The sequence below is a fragment of the Micromonospora sp. LA-10 genome, assembly GCF_051853095.1.
GTDB classification, from domain to species: domain Bacteria; phylum Actinomycetota; class Actinomycetes; order Mycobacteriales; family Micromonosporaceae; genus Micromonospora; species Micromonospora echinospora_A.
The window spans coordinates 1,612,067-1,628,303 of record NZ_CP195710.1; the positions used below are offsets into that span (position 1 = coordinate 1,612,067).

14 protein-coding genes are annotated in these 16,237 nt (G+C 73.8%); 3 read left to right on the forward strand and 11 right to left on the reverse strand.

All coding sequences use genetic code 11. The features are described 5' to 3' along the window. The 3 genes from ACSDG8_RS07545 to ACSDG8_RS07555 all read right to left on the reverse strand — a co-directional run bounded on the left by ACSDG8_RS07545 (position 1) and on the right by ACSDG8_RS07555 (position 2,647). Positions 1-990 carry a BtrH N-terminal domain-containing protein gene (locus ACSDG8_RS07545; protein WP_210899326.1) on the reverse strand — a complete coding sequence of 330 codons (990 nt, stop codon included), beginning with the start codon at positions 988-990 and terminating at the stop codon, positions 1-3. Then, positions 987-2,012 carry a DUF3800 domain-containing protein gene (locus ACSDG8_RS07550; protein WP_210899328.1) on the reverse strand — a complete coding sequence of 342 codons (1,026 nt, stop codon included), beginning with the start codon at positions 2,010-2,012 and terminating at the stop codon, positions 987-989. The genes ACSDG8_RS07545 and ACSDG8_RS07550 overlap by 4 nt, the downstream gene beginning before the upstream one ends. A gap of 65 nt (positions 2,013-2,077) precedes the next feature. Further along, positions 2,078-2,647, reverse strand: a complete 570-nt coding sequence (locus ACSDG8_RS07555) for a DUF4240 domain-containing protein (RefSeq protein ID WP_210943258.1) — start codon at positions 2,645-2,647, stop codon at positions 2,078-2,080. A gap of 93 nt (positions 2,648-2,740) precedes the next feature. Here ACSDG8_RS07555 and ACSDG8_RS07560 point away from each other — a divergent pair, with 93 nt between their 5' ends. Further along, positions 2,741-3,682 (forward strand): ATP-binding cassette domain-containing protein, encoded by a 942-nt coding sequence (locus ACSDG8_RS07560; RefSeq protein ID WP_210899332.1) that lies wholly within the window; start codon positions 2,741-2,743, stop codon positions 3,680-3,682. Continuing rightward, a complete protein-coding gene (locus tag ACSDG8_RS07565) occupies positions 3,679-4,425 on the forward strand; it encodes an ABC transporter permease (protein WP_210899334.1) in 747 nt (248 codons plus the stop codon). The genes ACSDG8_RS07560 and ACSDG8_RS07565 overlap by 4 nt, the downstream gene beginning before the upstream one ends. On the opposite strand, the gene ACSDG8_RS07570 is transcribed toward ACSDG8_RS07565, so the two are convergent. Genes ACSDG8_RS07570 through ACSDG8_RS07585 form a run of 4 tightly spaced genes read right to left on the reverse strand, consistent with a single transcriptional unit; the run spans position 4,409 to position 9,439 of the window. Further along, the gene (locus ACSDG8_RS07570; protein WP_210899336.1) at positions 4,409-7,546 is read right to left on the reverse strand and encodes a BTAD domain-containing putative transcriptional regulator; all 3,138 of its coding nucleotides are present in this window, start codon (positions 7,544-7,546) and stop codon (positions 4,409-4,411) included. The genes ACSDG8_RS07565 and ACSDG8_RS07570 overlap by 17 nt on opposite strands. Before the next feature lie 53 nt (positions 7,547-7,599). Then, positions 7,600-8,286, reverse strand: a complete 687-nt coding sequence (locus ACSDG8_RS07575) for a hypothetical protein (RefSeq protein ID WP_210899338.1) — start codon at positions 8,284-8,286, stop codon at positions 7,600-7,602. Further along, positions 8,283-9,104, reverse strand: a complete 822-nt coding sequence (locus tag ACSDG8_RS07580) for an ABC transporter ATP-binding protein (protein ID WP_210899340.1) — start codon at positions 9,102-9,104, stop codon at positions 8,283-8,285. The genes ACSDG8_RS07575 and ACSDG8_RS07580 overlap by 4 nt, the downstream gene beginning before the upstream one ends. Then, complete coding sequence (locus ACSDG8_RS07585; protein ID WP_073827383.1) at positions 9,101-9,439, reverse strand: PadR family transcriptional regulator; 339 nt, start codon at positions 9,437-9,439, stop codon at positions 9,101-9,103. Before ACSDG8_RS07585 ends, ACSDG8_RS07580 begins: the two co-directional genes overlap by 4 nt. Before the next feature lie 137 nt (positions 9,440-9,576). Between ACSDG8_RS07585 and ACSDG8_RS07590 the strand changes: the two genes are divergently transcribed. Beyond that, positions 9,577-10,551, forward strand: a complete 975-nt coding sequence (locus ACSDG8_RS07590) for a hypothetical protein (protein WP_210899342.1) — start codon at positions 9,577-9,579, stop codon at positions 10,549-10,551. Here the strand turns inward: ACSDG8_RS07590 and ACSDG8_RS07595 are convergent. The 4 genes from ACSDG8_RS07595 to ACSDG8_RS07610 form a co-directional block, all read right to left on the reverse strand. Beyond that, positions 10,541-11,968: an NAD-dependent succinate-semialdehyde dehydrogenase gene (locus ACSDG8_RS07595; RefSeq protein WP_307856291.1), complete on the reverse strand. Its 1,428-nt coding sequence runs from the start codon at positions 11,966-11,968 to the stop codon at positions 10,541-10,543. The genes ACSDG8_RS07590 and ACSDG8_RS07595 overlap by 11 nt on opposite strands. Continuing rightward, positions 11,965-13,236: an iron-containing alcohol dehydrogenase gene (locus ACSDG8_RS07600; RefSeq protein WP_210899344.1), complete on the reverse strand. Its 1,272-nt coding sequence runs from the start codon at positions 13,234-13,236 to the stop codon at positions 11,965-11,967. Before ACSDG8_RS07600 ends, ACSDG8_RS07595 begins: the two co-directional genes overlap by 4 nt. Continuing rightward, a complete protein-coding gene (locus ACSDG8_RS07605; RefSeq protein ID WP_210899346.1) occupies positions 13,229-14,002 on the reverse strand; it encodes an SDR family NAD(P)-dependent oxidoreductase in 774 nt (257 codons plus the stop codon). Before ACSDG8_RS07605 ends, ACSDG8_RS07600 begins: the two co-directional genes overlap by 8 nt. Before the next feature lie 178 nt (positions 14,003-14,180). Then, positions 14,181-16,196, reverse strand: a complete 2,016-nt coding sequence (locus tag ACSDG8_RS07610; protein WP_210899348.1) for a nuclear transport factor 2 family protein — start codon at positions 16,194-16,196, stop codon at positions 14,181-14,183. Positions 16,197-16,237: the final 41 nt, after the last annotated feature.

Below are 16,237 nucleotides of genomic sequence, written 5' to 3' on the forward strand. Positions count from 1 at the left end.
CTACCCGGCGTCCACTGCGGCCAGCACCGTCATCGCCTCGCGTTCACGGACGGCCAGGTCGGCCAGGATCGCCGACGCGCGGGTCAGGTGGACCGCGTCGCCGGTCCGTCCGGCGGTGGCGATCTGGTCGGCGACGGCGGTCCACAGCGGGGCGATTTCGGCGTACCTCAGCTGCGCCCGGCGCAGATCGGCGTCGCCGGTGACGGTGGCGGCCTCGGCGAGGAAGTCCCGGTACATGGCGCGGAACAGCGAACCGCCGGTACCGCCGCGTTCCATCAGCGTCGCGGCCAGCGGCAGGTCGCGTGCCGGGTCGGCGGCGCGGTCCAGCCAGCGCGTCACCCGGGCGGCGGCGGTGGCGATCCCCCGGTGGCCGAGGTTGGCGATCGGCGGGTGGAGGAACGCCTCGGCGTTGGCGCGTACCGCCGCGCGGACGGCGGCGGCCAGGTCCGGCGGGCCGGCGGGCGCGGTGAGCGTGTACGACAGGTGGCGCGCGGTCATCGGCCCCCGCGCGGCGCGGGCCCGGGCCAGGCTGTCCAGCGTGGTGGTCACCGCGCCGCCCTGCTGGGCGGTGTCGACCAGGTGGGCGTGGGTGTCGTCGTAGCCGTACATCGCGACGGTGTGCCCGCCGAAGTGGACCTTCGTGGTGAAGTAGTCCAGGTGGTACGAGTCGAGTTGCAGGCCGACCGGCTGCCCGGCGTCCAGCGCGTCGGTGACGTTGCGCCACGCCCTGGCCGCCGACGTCGTCTCCCGTACCCGCAGGTCCAGGCCGAGGCGGTCGGCGGCGGCCCGGGTCACGCACAGCGGCTTCGTACGCCCGCCGAGGAACGGCACGTCCATGCCCTTGGCGTCCCAGTAGACGAAGCCGAGCCCTTCGCCGAGGCCGAACAGCATCGGCTCGGACAGGTCCAGACCGGCGTGCCGGGTCAGCACGCCGAGCGTGGTGGTTTCGCAGTGCGCTCCGAGGCGAGGCGTCACGCCGTCGAGGATCACGCCGGCTCCTGCTCCGCCGCCACGGCGACGGCGTTCGGGGTGGGCGGGGACAGCAGTGGGCGCAGCGGCCCGTCGCCGGGGACGCCGGGCATGCGGCGGGCCACCCCGGCGAGCAGGTCGGCGGCCTGCACGCGCGGGTCGTCGCGCGAGTCGGTCATCACCAGCCCGGCCAGCGGCGACGGGCCGGCCGGGTCGCCCGCGGCCAGTGCCGCCTGAAGGCGGCGCAGGCGGTCCCCGGTGAGCGCGCTCTGCTCGTCGTGGATCACCAGCACCCGCCGCCGGCCGGCACTCCAGTGCAGCACGGTCTCGGCCAGCGCCGGCAGTAGCGGTTCCAGCGGCGGCGGGATCGTCCGGTCGCCCGCGTACAACCGGGCCTGCACGGCTGCCACCCGGGCCGCATCGAGCGCGTCGAGAACCGCGCCGGCCGCCTCGTCGCCGACGTTGCGCCGCAGCGCGTCCCGCGCGGCGAAGAACCGTTGCACGCTCCGGTCGTCCGCCCGGTCCCGTCGCTTGGTGCGCAGCATCTCGACCACGGCGGCGAGGAAGCCGGCCCAGTCGGGCCCGGCCGCCCGCCCGGCCCGGTGCAGCGCCGCCGCGGCCGGACGCCGGTCGCCGGTCAGGCGGGTGCCCGCCGCGTACGACGGCTGCGCCAGCAGCAGGTCGACGACCCGGGTGGCGAGGAAGAACTCCTTGTCGACCAGGTGCACGTGCGCCCGGCCGCGCAGCGCGGCCAGGAACCACTCCACCACCTCGGCGGCCTCGCGGCGGCGCAGGAACTGCCGGGACTTGACCTCGTCGGGCGAGAACCGGAACCCGGACCGCAGCGTACGGATCAGCTCGGCGGCCTCGTCGCGGCTCAGGTCGACACTGGCGTGCACGATCACCGGCGTGGCCGGGTCGAGCAGGTTGGTGCCGGAGAACCCCGACTCGTCGCAGGCGATCTCCAGCACCGCGCCGGTCAGCGCCTCGCCGGGTGGCAGACCGCCCTGCAGCGGCAGCCTCGTACCCGTCGTCCCGGCCATGCCGACAATGCTCGCCCACCCGGCCCGCGGCGGACCAGCGGTTAACCGGATCGGGTCGAGCCACCTCACTCCACCGGCCGGTAGATCGCCGCCAGGCGCGGCAGACGGAGGCGCATCTGCTCGTCGTCGTCGAAGTCGAAGTCCTCACCGGCAGGGTCGGCCGGTGTCCGGTCGGGAGCAGCCCGGCCGGCGGCGTCGAGCGCCTCCCAGAACGTGTCGGTGCCACCGCCCGTCGCCTCGGCGTACGCGTCGCCCGCCGCGCCCAGCACCGCCTCACACTCGACCGCGTCGTCGTCCGGGTCGACACCGGCGTCGGCGAGTGAGTCGGGATCGGCGACGGCCCGTTCCCAGACCGCCCGGCCCTGCGCGACCAGCCAGCCGCGGAAGTAGTCGAACCCGTCGTCCGAGCAGCCGCCGCGCAGGAGATAGGCCGCCGCCCGCAGGTCCCAGCGCCACCCCTCCAGATTCACGTCGTCGTACGCCTGCTGGAAGCCCACGATCGCCGCCGGACTCAGCGCCGAAAGCTCCGCGACCAGGTGCCGGGCCACCGCGTCGGCCCCCTCGGCAGTGATCGTCTCGCCTCCCGCGGCGCTACGCGCCCGCTCCACGATCTTCCAGAACGTCTCTCGATCCACGGCGGGACCGTACGACGACCCACCGACAAGCTGTCAGCGGCCGTGTCAGCGCCGTGTCAGTGCGGTGGCGGCACGGCCGCCCATGGTGGTCGCATGACGAGTTCAGCGATAGCGGTCTCCGGACTGCGCAAGGCGTACAAGGACAAGGTGGTGCTCGACGGCATCGACCTGGACGTTCCCGCCGGCACGATCTTCTGCCTGCTCGGCCCGAACGGCGCCGGCAAGACGACGGCCGTCAACATCCTGACCACGCTGATCCGCGCCGACGCCGGGTCGGTGCGGGTCGCCGGGCACGACGTGGTCACCGAGGCCCGGGCGGTCCGCGCGGCGATCGGCGTGACCGGGCAGTTCGCGGCGGTGGACGAACTGCTCACCGGGCGGGAGAACCTGCAACTGATGGTCGACCTCGGCCCGCGCAACCGGGTGACCGGCAAGCGGGTCGTCGCCGAACTGCTGGAACGGTTCGACCTGGTCGAGGCCGCCGACAAACTGGTGTCGACGTACTCCGGGGGCATGCGCCGCAAGCTGGACCTGGCGATGACGCTGGTCGGCGAGCCGCGGATCATCTTCCTGGACGAGCCGACGACCGGGCTGGACCCGCGCAGCCGGCGCACCATGTGGTCGATCATCAGGGAACTGGTCGCAGGTGGCGTGACCGTCTTCCTCACCACCCAGTACCTCGACGAGGCCGACCGCCTCGCCGACCGGATCGCGGTGCTCGACCAGGGCCGGCTGGTCGCCCAGGGCACGCCGGAGGAACTGAAGCGCCGGATCCCCGGCACGCACGTGCGGCTGCGGTTCGGCAGCGCCGCCGAACTCGACGCGGCCGCGCGGGTGCTGCCCGACGCGGTACGCGACGACGAGGCGCTGGCCCTGCGGGTGCCGGGCGACGGCGGGACCGCCTCGCTGCGCGCCCTGCTCGACCGGCTCGACGCGCACGCCATCAACGCCGACGACCTGTCCGTGCAGACCCCCGACCTCGACGACGTGTTCCTGGCCCTGACGGGCCGTACCCCGGAGGTGGCCGCGAAATGAGCAGCAACCACTCGGTCGTCATGCTGCGCCGCAACCTGACGCACCTGCGCCGCAACCCGACCTCGGTGTTCAACGCCGTGCTGATGCCGATCATCGTGATGCTGATGTTCGTGTACATGCTCGGCGACGCGTTCTCCGTCGGCGTCGACTACGTCGACTACGCGACGCCGGGCCTGATGCTGCTGGCGGTCTGCTACGGCCTCGGCGGCACCGCCACGTCGGTGAGCTCCGACATGACGAAGGGCGTCATCAACCGGTTCAAGGTCATGCACGTCTCCCGGGGCGCGGTGCTGACCGGCCACGTCGTCGCCACCGTGCTGACGAACGTCCTCGCGGTCGCGGCGCTGGTCGGTGTGGCGTTCCTGCTCGGCTTCCGCCCGGCCGCCGACCCCCTGCACTGGCTCGGCGTGGCCGGCATGGTGGTGCTGCTCAGCGTCGCCGTCAGCTGGTTCACAGTCGCGCTGGGCCTGTTCGCGAAGTCGCCGGAGTCGGCGGGCATGGCCGCCGTGCCGCTGGTCCTGCTGCCGTTCTTCAGCAGCGCCATCGTGCCCGCGGACAAGATGGGCCCGGGGGTGCGGCAGTTCGCCGAGTACCAGCCGTTCACGCCGATCATCGAGACGCTGCGCGGCCTGCTCGACGGCGCGCCGTCGGCCGGCGACGTGATCCCCGCGCTCGCCTGGTGCGCCGGCATCGCGGTGGTCGGCTACCTGTGGGCGCGGTCCACGTTCACGAAGCGAGCGTGACCTCGGCCAGCCGCTCCCAGCCGGTCTCCCGGCCCTGTGCAACCGCCTCGGCGAACCCCGCGTCGCCGAGGCGGTCCCGCGCCGCCGCCTCGATCCGGGGCACGTCGGGGTGGGTGCGGTCGGGCTGCCCGCGTACCGCCGTGGCGGCGCCGAGCAGCCGCGCCGCCTGGTCCGGCCGGTCCAGCCGCACCGCCAGGTCCGCGACACCGACGAGCACCTGCGCGGTCAGCGGCGCGTAGCCGCCCTCGCGCGCCGCGCGGCACGCCGCCGCCCGATGGGTACGCGACAGCTCGACGTCGTCGGTCAGGTAGCCCAGCAGATCCTGGGTGCCCGCCCGGACACTGGCCAGGTCCGCCTCGTCGCCGAGCAGCGCCGACACCGACCGCAGCTGCGCGTACGCCTCGTCCGCGTCACCGTCGTGGCGGGCCAGGTACGCCCGGACCAGCGCGAGTTCGGCCAGGGCGCCCGGCCAGGCGACCCCGGCGGCAAGCCGGTGCGCCTCGGCCAGCGCGGCGGCGCTCGCCGCCTCGTCGCCGCCCAGCCGGTACAGCCAGGCCAGCCGTGCCCGCATCCGGATCACGTCCTCGACGGCGCCGACCTCGGTGACCGCCGTGACCGCCTGCTCGTAGTAGTCGCAGGCGGCGGCGACGTCCCCGCGTACGACGATCAGCTCGGCCAGCTCGCTGAGCGCGAACGAGATGCCGAAGCGTTCGCCCACCGCCCGGAACTCGGCGAGCGCCTGCCGCAGGCACGCCTCCGCGTGCGCCGCCTCGATGCCGAGGATGACCCGCAGCTTGCCCAGGTGCAGGCGGGCCAGCGCGCGTACCCACGGGTCCTCGTGGTCGAGCAGCGACTCCCAGGCGGGCAGCAGCGCGTCCGGTTCCCGCAGCATCCGTTCCATCGGCACGACCAGGGCCAGCTCCGGGTGGCCGCCGCGACCCTCGCCGCTCAACCGGTACGCCTTGTGGATCCACTCCGCCGCGTGCTGCGCGTCGCCCGGTCCGGAGCTGAGGAAGAGCACCACCAGCGCGTACACCACGGCGCGGGTGTCGTCGGGCGCCTCGCCCGGCGTCGCGGTGGCCGCGACGACCAGTTCCATGCCCTCGGTGCGGTGGCCGCCCAGCCACCAGTACCAGCCGGCCCCGGCCGCGAGCCGCATCGCCTCGCGCCCCTCGCCGGCCGCGAGCGCGCCGCGCATCGCGGCGGTGATGTTGTCGTGCTCGGCTTCCACCCGCGCGAGCCAGGTGAGCTGGTCGGCGCGGCGCAGCCGCGGCTCGGCCGTCTCGGCCAGCTCGGTGAAGTACGCCAGGTGCGCGCGGCGGGTCGCGTCCGACTCCCCCGCCTCGGCGAGCCGCTGCGCGGCGTACTCCTTGATCGTGCCGAGCATCCGGTAGCGCGGCCCGGCGTCCCCGGCGGCGACCAGCAGCGACTTCTCGGTGAGCGCGGTGAGCAGGTCGAGCACGTCTCCCGGCTCGACGGCGCCGCCGGCGCAGGCCCGCTCGGCCGCCTCCAGGCTCGCCCCGCCGGAGAACACCGACAGGCGGCGCAGGACCGCGCGTTCGGCGTCGGTGAGCAGTTCCCAGCTCCAGTCGACCATCGCGCGCAGCGTCCGCTGCCGGGGCTGTGCGGTCCGGCTGCCGCCGGTGAGCAGGACGAATCGGTCGTCGAGCCGGGTGGCGAACTGCTCGACGGACATGGTGCGCAGCCGCGCCGCGGCCAGCTCGATGGCCAGCGGCACGCCGTCGAGAGCGCGGCAGACACGCGCCATCGTCGCAGCGGTGCGGGTGTCGAACACCAGGTCGCGGCGTACCGCGCCGGCCCGGTCCCGCAGCAGGCGCACGGCGGGCGAGGACGCGATCTCGGCGGGCCCGGCGTCGGGGTCCGGCAGGCCCAGCGGCGCGACCGGCCACAACGCCTCCCCGGTGATGCCGAGCGGTTCCCGGCTCGTGGCCAGGATCCGCAGCCGCCGGCACTCGCCGAGCAGCCGGTGGGCCAGCGCCGCCGCCGGCCCGATGACGTGTTCGCAGTTGTCCAGGATCAGCAGCATGTCCCGGTCCCGGATCGCCGCGATCAGCCGGTCCACCGGTTCCGTGCCCGGCTGCTCGCCCAGCAGCGCGTCGCGCAGGCCGAGCCCGGTCAGCGTCGCCTGCACCACGTCGCCGTCGGCACCGATGCTGGCGAACTCCACGAGCCACACGCCGTCGGGCAGGTCGCCGGTCATCCGGCGTCCGGTCTCGGTGGCCAGCCTGGTCTTTCCCGAGCCACCCGGGCCGGTCAGCGTGGTGAGCCGGTGTTCGGTCACCAGCGCCCCGACCGCGGCGAGGTCGTCGTCGCGGCCCACGAAGCTGGTCAGCTCGGCGCGCAGGTTGCTCCGGCGGGGCCGGTCCCGGCGTCCCGTCTCGCCGCGCAGCAACGCGACGTGCAGCGCCGACAGCTCCGGTGACGGGTCGACGCCGAGCGCGTCGGCGAGCGCGTCCGCGGTGCGCCGGTAGACGAGCAGCGCCTCGCTGTCGCGGCCGGTCGCGGCGAGCGCGCGCATCAGCGCCATGGCCAGCCGCTCGCGCACCGGATGCGCGGCCACCAGGTCGGTCAGTTCCGCGACCAGGCCGGTCTCGTCGCCGAGTCCGACCTCCGCGTCGAACCGGTCCTCCGTCGCGCTCAGGCGCAGCCGTTCCAGCCGGATGGCCGCCGCGTCGAGCGCCGCGCTGCCGGGCAGGCCGACGTCGCGCAACGCGTCGCCGCGCCACAGGTCCAGCGCCTCGCGCAGCAGCCGTACCCGCTGCGGCCGGTCGGCGTCGCGGGCCCGGAGCAGGAGACGTTCGAACCGTACGGCGTCGACGGCGTCGGGCTCGACGGCGAGCCGGTAACCGTCCGGCAGCCCGTCGACGGCGCCCGCCGGCAGCGCCTTACGCAGGCGGGACACCAGGCGTTGCAGCGCGTTCGCGGCGTCGGCGGGCGGCTGGTCGCCCCAGATCCAGTCGACGAGCGCCGACTTCGGGACCACGCGGCCGGGCTGGAGCGCGAGGGCGGCCAGCAGCCCTCGCAGCCGTGCGCCCGGCACGTCGGCCGGGACGCCGCCGTCCGTGGTGACCTGGAACGGCCCGAGCAACCCGATCTGCACCCGGCCGATCCTGCCACGCCCGGCGGCCCGGTCCCGTCCGCCGGGCGCGAGGGTCAGGTGGCCAGCCGCAGGTGCCGGCGCTGCCGCAGCCGTACCGCGGCGGCCACCACGACCGCAAGGGTGAGGGCGGTCGCGAAGAAGAGCCCGTGTGCCAGCCCGCGGGTGAGGTAGCCGCCGCCGGTGTGGTCGATGGCGTACGTGGCGAGCTCCCGGCTGAACCAGAACGGCAGCGCCCGGGTGGCGCTGCCCGCCGGGTCCATCACCATCTGGAGGCCGACCACTGTCAGCAGCACCAGCGTGCCCTCCAACTCGCGGGGCAGCACGGCGCTGAGCAGCAGGCCGAACGGCGCCGCCACGAACACGGTCAGCGCCATGATCAGCGCGATCGCGCCGTACCGGACGTCGCGCTGGTCGGCCAGGATCAGCAGGAAGTACGGGGTGGAGAGCAGGACGCCGACGGTCCAGAGGGCGAGCAGCCGGCCGAGCACCAGATGCCGGCTGCCGTAGCCGGAGAGACGCAGCCGGGGTTCGATGCCGCGCGCCGCGCTGCCCGCGAACAGCGCGGCGGTGCTCAGCGCCCAGCCCAGGCCGAGGCAGACGAAGCGGATCGACTGCCCGAGGTGGTCCCCGCGGCGGCTCAGATAGAAGGCCAGCGGCATCAGCAGGAGGATGACCAGCACGGTACGGCGGCGCAGCAGCTCGCGCAGGGCGGCCTCGGCCACCACCAGGGTCCGGCTCACGCGTCACGCTCCCCGGCCAGGTCGAGCACGACATCGACCCGGTCGAGCTGGTTGAGCAGGTGGGTGACGACCACGACGGCCTTGCCGGCGTCGCGCCACCGCCACACCTCGTGCCAGAAGTCGAGGTACGTGCCCCGGTCGAACCCCTGGTAGGGCTCGTCGAGCAGCAGCACGTCCGGCTCGCCGAGGCGGGCCAGCACCAGGTTGAGCTTCTGCCGGGTACCGCCGGACAGGTGCCGGGCCTGGGTGCGTCGCGGCGGCGTCCACTCCAGACCGGCCGCCTCCGCGCGCCCGGCGCGCCGGGCCGCCGCCCGGCCCAGCCCTCGGCCCGCGCCGATCAGCACGAAGTGCTCGTCGGAGCTGAGGAACTCGGCGGTGCCGCCGTCCTGCGGGCAGTAGCCGAGCGTGCCGTGGACCTCGACGGTGCCCGCGTCCGGGCTGAGCAGGCCGGCGCAGATCCGCAGGAACGTGCTCTTGCCGGCGCCGTTGGCGCCGACCACCGCCGCGATCTCGCCCGCCCGGACGGTGAGGTCGACCCGGTCCAGGACGGTCCGCCCGCGATAACGCTTCGTGATGCCCCGGGCGGTGAGCCGTACCGGTCCGGGCTGGCGGCGCGGCGGCCGTACGTCGGGGCCGCCGAGGCTGTCGACCACCGCCCGGGCGTACGCCTGCGGCGCGCCGAAGACCCGCAGCGGCGGCTCCCCGCTGTCGAGCAGATGGGTGGCCGCCTCGGCGACGACGTGACCGGTCAGATCAGGCCCCACCCCGTGCCGGCGCAGCTCGCCGGTGAGGGCGGCGAGCCAGAGGTCGTGGTTCACCGCTTCGGCTCCTCGCTCAGTATCGTGCCCACGCTCGACGCGAAGGCGCTCCAGTCGATCGCGGCCGACCGCAACGCCGCGCTGCCTTCCGGGCTGATCCGGTAGTACTTGCGCGCGGGGCCGGTGCCGCCCTCCCGCCAGTGCGCGGTGAGCAGGCCGGAGCGCTGCAACCGCAGCAGCACCGGGTAGAGGGTGCCGCCCTGCACGGCGCCCAGGCCGTGGGCCCGTAGCGCCTGGGACAGCTCGTAGCCGTAGGACTCGCCCCGGCTCAGCAGCGCGAGCACGCAGAGATCGAGCACCCCGCGCAGCCACTGCGCCCGCCGTTCCTGATTCATCCCGCTCCTGACGCGACGTCTACAGCGGACGACGGTAGCGCCGCCATCTAGGTAGCGCAACCATCTAGTACGGGCATCTGCGGGCGGCGGATCCTGATAAATTGCGCGCTCCGCACGGGTTCGACGGGGGAATGCGCATGTCCGACACGGGGGCCGGATCCGATCAGGGAGCCGCGGGGGACGCGGAACAGCCGGCCGGGACCGCCTGGATGCCGCCGGCCGGCGAGCCGTCGGCCGCTACCGGCCCGCCACCGCCGCCCACGCCGGGTCCGCCTTACGGACCGCCCACCGCGGGTCCGGCTTACGGGCCGCCGCCCACCGCAGGGGCGTCGTTCGCGTCGGCCCCGCCGTACGGGCCGTACCCGCCGCCCGGCCCGCCGTCGACCGGCCGCAGCCGTGGTCTGGTCATTGCCGTCGCGGCGCTGAGCGTGCTGCTGCTGGTGACGTGCTCGGGCCTGATCGGCAGCGCGTTCCTGCTGGGTTCCTCGCCGCGCCAGGCGTCCGAGCCGGAGCCCGCCGCGCCACCGGTCGCGCCCTGGCGGTCGTCCGGCGCCACGCCCACGCCTGCGGCCACGGCGAGCGCGGAGCCGTCGACGCGCGGGCCGCAGCCCAGCGACTTCCCGGCGGCGCAGATCTCCGACCTGAACGACGTGTGCGACGGCGTCCGCTACTTCCCGCAGTCGCCGAAGCGCACCGGAGCGGCGCCGCACCCGGTGGCGCTGCTCGTCGGCACCGACATGGGCACGGGCCGCCGCCACGACCAGGTCTACTTCTACGACGAGGGTCTGTCGAAGCGGGTGGAACGGACCTGGGCGTCGGAGGACCCGAAGGTCGTGCAGATGGTCGCCTGCCTGGACCGGACGAGTACCGGCGCGACGATCCGCAAGTGCCGCTACGACGACCCGAAGCCGGACACGCTGACGCTGCTGAAGGCCACCTACCGCCTGCGGGTGTACGAGGTGGCGACCGGGCGCCGGGTGCTGGACAAGACCATGGGCGGCGACGACCAGCAGTGCCCGTACGTGGTCCTGTACGGGCCGGACAAGAAGATCTACGCCGAGGTCAGCCACCGGTCGCTGCTGTCGGCGCTGCGCAACCTGGTCAAGCGGTGAGCGCGATGTACTTCTCCTCCAGGAACTCCAGGATGCCCTCGGAGCTGCCCTCCCGGCCGAGGCCGCTCTGCTTGACCCCGCCGAACGGGGCGGCCGGGTCGCTGACGACACCACGGTTCACGGCCACCATCCCGGCTTCCAGGCGCCGGGCCACGGCCATCGCCTCCCGTTCCTCGCCGAAGACGTACGCCAACAGGCCGTAGATGGTGTCGTTCGCCATCCGGACCGCGTCGTCGACGTGGTCGAAGCGGACCACGGCGGTGACCGGCCCGAAGATCTCGGTCGTGGTGATGGTGGAGCCGTGCGCCACGCCGGTCAGCAGCGTCGCGTCGTAGAACGCGCCGTGGGCCGCGGACCGTCCGCCGCGTACCACTGTGGCTCCCTCCGCGACCGCGGTCCGGACCAGGTCCGCCACCTTGTCCCGCTCGGCCACCGAGACGAGCGCGCCGAGGTCGTTCGCCCGGTCGAGCCCCGGCCCGACCGACACCGCGGCGAGGGCGGCGTCCATCCGGGCGACGAACTCGTCATGGACGGAGGAATGGACGTAGAAGCGGTTGGCCGCGGTGCAGGCGGACCCGCCGTTGCGCATCTTGGCAAGCAGCGCGCCCTCCACGGCGGTGTCCAGGTCCGCGCCCGGCAGCACGATGAGCGGGGCGTTGCCGCCGAGCTCCATCGACGTGCTCACCACGCTGTCGGCGCAGGCGTGCAGCAGCTCGCGGCCGACCTCGGTGGAGCCGGTGAAGGAGAGCTTGCGGACCTCGGGGCGGTCGATCATCCGCTTCACCAGCGGGCCGGTCGGCACCGGCGTGACCAGGTTGACCACGCCGCGCGGCACGCCGGCCCGGCGCAGGACCTCCACCACGTAGGCGGCGGTCAGCGGCGTCTCCCGGGCGGGCTTGAGGATCGTCGTGCACCCGGCCGCCAGCGCCGGGCCGAGCTTGCGCGTGGCCATCGCGGCCGGGAAGTTCCACGGCGTGATCAGCAGGGACACGCCGATGGGCTGCCGGTCCACGACGATCCGCTTGTCCCCCGCCGGGGAGAGGCGGTAGTCGCCCGGCACCCGGACGGCCTCCTCGGCGAACCAGCGGAAGAACTCCTTGGCGTACGTGGCCTCGCCGATCGCGTCCGCCCACGACTTGCCGTTCTCGCGCACCATGAGCTCGGCGAAGACCTCCACCTCGTCGGTGAGGATCTCGTACGCCCGGCGCAGCAGTTCGCTGCGCTCGCGCGGCGCGGTCGCGGCCCAGGCGGGCCGGGCCGCCGCCGCGGCGTCGACAGCGTCCATGCAGTCCCGCTCCGTGGCGACCGCGAACTCGGCGATGGTGGAGAGGTCGGCGGGGTCGGTCACGTCGAACCGGCGGCCGTCGGAGCCGGGCCGCCACTGCCCGTCGATGAAGAGGTCCGCGAGCAGGTTCACCTGAGACTCCCATTCGCCAGGGCGCCGTCGTGGGCGCGTTCCAGGATGTCGAGCAGCAGTTCGCGGGACGGGTCCACCGGCGCGGCCGCGATCAGCCGGGTGGACCGGAGCCCCAGCTCGGCGATCTGCGGGAGCTGACCGCGCGTCAGCCCGATCTCGGCGAGCGTGCGCGGCACGCCGATCTCCCGGTTGATCTCGACCACCCGGGCGAGCGTCCGCGCCGCGGAGGCGTCCGCGGCCGGGATCGCTTCGAGCGCCGCGCCGAGCGCCGCGAGCTGCGCGGCGACCGCCGGCTGGGTCATCAGCGTGTCGATGACGTACGGGAGCATCAGCCCGGTGCCGAGCCCGTGCGGGGTCTTGGTGAGCGCGCCGATCGGGTACTGCAGGGCGTGGCACAGGTGGGTGCCGGTCGCGCCGAACGCCATCCCGCCGAGCAGCGAGCCCAGCGCCACCTCGCGCCGTGCCTGCCGGTCGCCGGGCCGGTGGACCGCGACCGGCAGCCACGGGCCCAGGCGCGCCGCCGCCTGCAACGCCAACGGTTCGCTCAGCACGTTGCGTCCGGTGAACACCGGGAGCAGGCCCGACCAGTCGAGGTCGACCGGCCGGGCCGTGAACGACTCGACCGCGTGCACCAGCGCGTCGATGCCGGACCAGGCGGTCACCGTGGCGGGCGTCCCGAGCGTGAACTCCGGGTCGACCACCGCGGCCGAGGGCACCAGGAACGGGCTGGAGATGCCCACCTTGAGCTCGCGGTCGGGGTCGGACACGACCGCGACGGGTGTCACCTCCGACCCGGTGCCCGCCGTCGTCGGCACCGCCACCAGCGGCACGATCGGCCCGGGCACGAGGTTCTCGCCGTAGTAGCGGTGCGCCGGCCCGCCGTAGGCCGACAGCAGCGCGATCAGTTTGGCGGCGTCGAGCGCGCTGCCGCCGCCGATCGCCAGGACCACCTCCGCCCGGTAGTCGCGGGCGGTCGCGACCGCGGCTTCGAGGGTGTCGACCGGGAGTTCCGGCGTGATGTCGGAGTGGACGAGCACGTCCAGCCGGGCCTCGGTCAGGGCATCCACCGTCTCGCGGAAGATCGGCGTCCGCACCAGGAACGGGTCGACCACGGCGAGCACGCGCCGACCGTGCACCCGGACGACCTCCGGCAGGTGCCGGCGGGCGCCGTACCCGAAGTGGATTCTCGGGGGAAGGCGGAGCGTGCCCACGGCGGCGGAGCGGAGGTCGTCGCCGGTCGGCTCGGCCACCGCGGTCTCGTCAGGCACTGAAGCCACCGTCCACCGGGAGGACCGCCCCGCTGATGTGGCTCGCCCGGTCGCTGAGCAGGAACGACGCGGTCGCGCCGACCTCCGTCCCGGTGCCCGCCTTGCGCAGCGGGGTCGCCGCGATCCGGGCCTCGACCCCGCCGGGGATCGCCAGCCGGGTATGGGCCAGCATCGGCGTCTCGGTGGGGCCGGGCGCGATCACGTTCACCCGGATCCCGAGCGGGCCGAAGTCGTGCGCGGCGGTGCGGGTCAGGCCGATGACCGCGTGCTTGGTCGCCTGGTACGCGCCCAGGCCGGAGCTGCCCCGCAGCCCGCCGATGCTGCTCACGTTGACGATCGAGCCGGCGCCCCGGCCGAGCATCACCCGCACCTGTTCGCGGACGCACAACCAGGTGCCCTTGACGTTCACCGCCATGATGCGGTCGAAGTCCTCCTCGGGGACCTGGTCCAGCCGGCCGCCCTGCGTCATCGCGGCGTTGTTGAAGGCGCCGTCGAGCCGGCCGAACCGCTCGACGGTCCGGTCCACGACGCGGGCGACGTCGCGGGCCACGGAGATGTCGCCGGTGACGTGGTCGACGTCGTGCCCGGCCGAGGCGAGTTCCACGGCGACCTTCTCCAGTGGCCCCTCGGAGCGGGCGACGAGCATCAGTGAGGCGCCGTCGGCGGCGAACACCCGGGCGGCGTCGGCGCCGATGCCCGCGCTGGCGCCGACGACGAGGACGACCTTGCCCGCCAACGGAAGGGGGCGGTTCTGCGGGTCCGGCATGGCTTCTCTATCCCTCTTCTCGACGGCCGCCAGTGGGCGGCGATGTTCGGATAGCGCAACCGAAGTTCATATTACGGATCACGACCTCAGGTGTCCACAGTCGTCGGGACGGCGGAGCGCCCCTCCCGACCGGAGTCGGAAGAGGCGCTCCCCCACGGACGGCGCGGTGCCGCCCGGCTCAGCCCAGGTCCACCCCGTCGACCTGCGGGCCCAGCGGCGGCTCCTGCCAGCCGTGCTCGGACATCCGCCAGTCCGGCCGCACCTCGCACGGCGCGCACTGCGGCCAGTAGAACTGCGGCTCACGGCCACTGACCGGGTTCTTGTAGTGGAACCACATCGGCACGATCCCGGGCCACTGGATGTATCCGGGCGAACCGCCCCGGAACCCGCGCGAGCGCTCACCCATGCTGCTGAGCAGCACGTCCGGCGGATAGTTGGTCGCCAGCGCGCTGGGTGCCGGATCCGGCAGGCTGGGGTCACGCGGGTTCGCCGCGGCCCAGCCGCCGGCCCAGTTCGTCGACTGCCAGTAGAACTCGTCGATGGTCAGGCTCCAGATGCGCCAGATGCCGTTCTCGAGCACGAACTCGTCGTTGTACATCGCGCCGTTGAAGGCGCCGGCACTGGTCCTCGACGTACGCGGCTGGAGCAGCCGGGCGCGCATCGTCGCCGACCGTCCGTCCTCCGACACGATGATCACCGGCTGCGGACGCCAGTGATACGAGATGCTGGCGCGCATCGTCGACGGGTTGGTCCCGTAGACCGTCACCCCGGCCTGCCGGATCCGGTCCGGGCCCTGGAAGTAGCCCGCGAACGGCGACAGCTTGTGGCCGAACTCGGCGTGGATCTGCGCCATGTCGTAGATCCGGAGGTCGTCCAGGTAGGCGGTGTACGCCATCGAGACGTTCTCCGCCCCGTCGAACGCCAGCGAGCGGGCCAGCCGGCGGTCGAGGTCGGCCAGGTTCCGGTTCGACGACGCCGCGCCACCGGCGTTCTGCTGGCTGCGCGCCTCCACGTCGAGGAAGGCCGGCACCCGGGTCGGCGCCGGCGCGATGCCGCCGTCACCCCAGCCGGTGGAGTACGGGGCGATCACCAGCGGCGTGATGTTCATGTCCTTGAGCTTCCACAACCCGCCCTGCTTGACGAAGTGGTTGTGGAACACGGAGATCTCCCACGACGCCTCGCGGGTGTTGGCGTCGCCGACCATGGCGAACTCGATGCCCCGGGCGGTCGCCTGCGTGCCGCTGGTGTGCACGTCGACGATCGTGTCGAACTGGATCCGCTCGTTGAGGATGCCCTGGCTGAGGTTCTCCGGGCCCATGCGCTCCATCGCCTGGCGGACACCGGCGGCGCCCCGGAACGTGCCCACGTTGTCGATGGACACCGTGGCGCCGTTGGCGAACAGGTCGACCACGTCGGACCACATCCGGCGGTCGACGTAGTAGCCGTACGCGTGCTGGAGGTTGCGGACCGCGTCCTCGCTGTTGAGCTTGTCGATGCGGGCCGCCACCTTGTTGACCGTCGTGCCGGCCCGCGGGGCCGGACCGACCGGCTCCGGGATCGGCACGCCCGCCTCGTCCGGGGTGAAGTGGTACGGGACGATCGGCAGCAGCGCCAGGTCCTTGTTGCGCCAGCCGGTGGCGTAGTCGCCCTCGTACTGCGGGTAGTAGTGCAGCAGGGAGATCCGCCAGCGGCCGTTCTCGAACACGTACTCGTTCTCGTAGATGCCGCCCTCGATCCGGGCCGCGCCCGCGCCGTCACCGAGGAAGCGGAAGCCGTTCCAGCGCGCCTTCGCGGACAGGCCGTCGACGGAGAGGTTCACCAGGGGCTGGTCGACGATGACGGTGTGCAGTGAGCCCGGGTTGACGCCGTTCATCGCGCCGGCGTCGGCCTCCAGCCAGTCGCGGATCGCGGGCCGGCCGGTGACCATCTCGTCGCCCCAGCGGAACGTGGCGTCGGTGCTGAACAGCGCCGCCATGTCCGACCATCTGCCGTACTGCGCCAGGTGCGCGTACGTGCGCTGCACGTCCTTGACCTCGCGCAGCGACTCGACGCGAACGAGGTCCCGGGCCAGGGTGTCGAGGGTGATCGTCGGCGTGGTCGCCGCGGCCGGGGGCGCCTGGAGGGCGACCATTCCGGCGGCGACCAGCAGCAGCGCGGAGGCTGTCGCGGTCAGCCGTCTTGTCAGACGTCTCATCTTCCCATCCCTATCCGTTGCTGTCGTATGCGGATTCCCCG

Coding starts and splice junctions, on each gene's coding strand:
- ACSDG8_RS07550 (WP_210899328.1), bottom strand. CDS start 2,012: ATGGCCGGGACGACGGGTACGAGGCTGCCGCTGCAGGGCGGTCTGCCA.
- ACSDG8_RS07560 (WP_210899332.1), top strand. CDS start 2,741: ATGACGAGTTCAGCGATAGCGGTCTCCGGACTGCGCAAGGCGTACAAG.
- ACSDG8_RS07565 (WP_210899334.1), top strand. CDS start 3,679: ATGAGCAGCAACCACTCGGTCGTCATGCTGCGCCGCAACCTGACGCAC.
- ACSDG8_RS07585 (WP_073827383.1), bottom strand. CDS start 9,439: ATGAATCAGGAACGGCGGGCGCAGTGGCTGCGCGGGGTGCTCGATCTC.
- ACSDG8_RS07590 (WP_210899342.1), top strand. CDS start 9,577: ATGTCCGACACGGGGGCCGGATCCGATCAGGGAGCCGCGGGGGACGCG.
- ACSDG8_RS07605 (WP_210899346.1), bottom strand. CDS start 14,002: ATGCCGGACCCGCAGAACCGCCCCCTTCCGTTGGCGGGCAAGGTCGTC.
- ACSDG8_RS07610 (WP_210899348.1), bottom strand. CDS start 16,196: ATGAGACGTCTGACAAGACGGCTGACCGCGACAGCCTCCGCGCTGCTG.